Genomic DNA, 2268 nt, shown 5'->3' on the forward strand with positions numbered 1-2268 from the left:
GGAGTAGACGGGTTCGGTGACGACGCACGAGGTGAAGCCGGGGATATCCGTGATGATGCGTGTTTCGAGGACGCACCGGATAAACGTGCCGCGTAGCATGAGCGTGTCGGGATGCTGGAGCGGCGTTGCGCTAGAAACATCTGGCAGGTCTTTTGCCGTATAGGCAAGGTTGTTGGTGGCGCTCATCCGCGGAGGTCCGCCAGCACCGGGCATGCCTGGGAGGCCGAAGCCGCCCGCGCCCCCTGCTGCGCCAGCGTCAGGAGCGGGTGCGGCCGCCCCTTCGGTCACTGCCTGGAAGCCAGCGCCGTTGTTGGCTGCAGCAATGCGACGTTCAAGCAGCGTCGGCTGATGAGGAGCCTCCGGCATGACTTGCACCGGCACCGGCGGTGGGGTGTTTTGTACCGGAGGAAGGAACGGAGAGAGTGCGACCGAATCCGGTTCCTTGGCAGGCTGGTTGCCGAAGGAAGCGCCCGGTGCGATGGGTGCATCCGGCACCACAACTGTCTCTTCGTGCGATTTATTCGCTGGCTTGTCCCTCGATCCGGAGCTATGGAACAACCAGAACGCGACCACCACGAGCAGCAGCACGATGCYGCCGAGCAGGCCGAGCGCGCTGCGATTCATGCGTCGCATGTCGTTCGTGGTCAGATGCGGCGCTGCACCATCCAGATCCGGCTGTGGTGCCTGCCGCTGCTGGTTCGAATACGGATTGCCGGCCAGTGGATCACGCTCGCCGGCGTGATGCTCACTCGACGGCGGAACATGGTTGCTGCCGTTGGACTCGTCGTCCGGCTGATAGGGATTGTTCGGGCTCACTTCTTTGTGTTCCTTCGCAGGCCCACGACATTGTCGTCGTGACGAATAACCAGGTAGTTGTACGTGCCGTGGACCACGATGGTGTTGCCTTCCACGGTGGTGTTCACTACCGAGTCTTCTCCATGTTCCTTCTCACGCATGTAGATCGTCGGGAAGTTGCCCGTCGGAAACTGCTTGAGGTCCGGCATCTTGATATACGTGAATCGGCCATCGTCGTAGACGTTGATCGGTACGAGCCAGGGAGCCACTTTGCGCGACTTGGAGAAGTCGTAATCGAAGTTGTAGTCACGACCTTTCACGAGGTCCGTGTCGAGTTCGGGTGTCTCTTCGACCTTCTTCGACTCGCTCATGAAACTCGTGTCGGCGGGGTAGGTGAAGGTCACCTTGTACTGCACGCCCGCGCGACGAGCCTGGTCGAGCGTCTTCCAATCCGTGGCGACGACCTTCAGCTCCAGGATGTAGGAGTGCGTGGCCGTGCGGATCATCATGTTGGTGTCGACATCGACGTTCTTCGGCTTGATGTAGAAGACGTTGTCGCGACGGGTCAGGTCCCAGCCACTGCTGAAGCCGGTGCTGTAGTCGAGAATCTTTTCGTTGGGGCTCAGCTCGATCTGCGTGGTGATGCCGAGGCCTGTCCGTACGGTGTAGATACGGTCGGGCTGATATTCATACGGCTGCACCGCGATCGCGGTTCCCGTTGAGGACGGCGCGGGAGTGGTGGTCGGAGTGGTCTCCGCATCGGCCACGGTCAGGACACCCGATAGGGCGAAGCCCAGACTGCAGGCCAGACTCAGCTTGCTGGAACGATTCATTTAACGGCGCCCTCCATTGGCGGCGCGGGTCACGGGACGAGCCGCGGGCGCGGCGGCCTGCGGATACGGAGCGGTCGGACCAGCAGCTTGCGGCTGCGTGGCATAAGCCGCCTCTGACGGAATAGGCGAGGGCGGAATGCCGACGGCCTGCTGAAGCGGGATAGCCTGGGCCTGCGGGGCCTGGCCAGGTGCCGCAGCCGGCGCCTGCGGGCCGTATGCGCCAGGGGCTGCCATCTGCTGCGCGGGTGCACCGTTGGGYGAACCCGCTGCAGGCGCCCCAGCGGCAGGGGCGCCGGGCACAGCGCCCGGCACAGCACCCGGAGCTTGCCCTGCAGGATTCACCGGGGCATTCGGATCGGTAGATTCTGCGGGCGGGAGTGAGCCGTAGTCGTTGTCGACGCGGTAACCCGTCACCTGGAAGCCCAGCGGATTCTCGATCCGGTTCTGGTCGTCCATGCGCAGGTTGGGCTTGTAGGTGAACGAGATCGTGGCGATCTTATTGTCCAGCGGATACGTCGACCCATTCACCTTGTCGAACACGTTGCGCTGGAAACGCACCGTCGCGCCTTTCGGTGTCTGGCCGTTCTCACCGCCGATCAGCGAGATGCTGAGAATCTTCACCCGGATCGCCCGGCTCTTA

General features: G+C 62.8%; 3 protein-coding genes. All 3 read right to left on the minus strand.

The window, feature by feature from the left end; genetic code table 11:
* A partial coding sequence (locus tag AC1DT2_RS21215; protein ID WP_477298546.1) for a TraB/TrbI/VirB10 family type IV secretion system protein occupies positions 1-816 on the minus strand: 816 nt, incomplete at its 3' end.
* Positions 813-1628 carry a TrbG/VirB9 family P-type conjugative transfer protein gene (locus tag AC1DT2_RS21220; RefSeq protein WP_213947931.1) on the minus strand — a complete coding sequence of 272 codons (816 nt, stop codon included), beginning with the start codon at positions 1626-1628 and terminating at the stop codon, positions 813-815. The genes AC1DT2_RS21220 and AC1DT2_RS21215, both read right to left, overlap by 4 nt.
* Positions 1629-2268: VirB8/TrbF family protein (locus AC1DT2_RS21225; RefSeq protein WP_477298548.1), on the minus strand; the 640-nt coding region annotated here is incomplete at its 5' end.

The organism is Luteibacter sp. P4_E6 (genome assembly GCF_056401535.1).

What these genes read in the sequence shown, in the direction of transcription:
- AC1DT2_RS21220 (WP_213947931.1), bottom strand. Translation starts at nt 1,628, where the DNA reads ATGAATCGTTCCAGCAAGCTGAGTCTGGCCTGCAGTCTGGGCTTCGCC.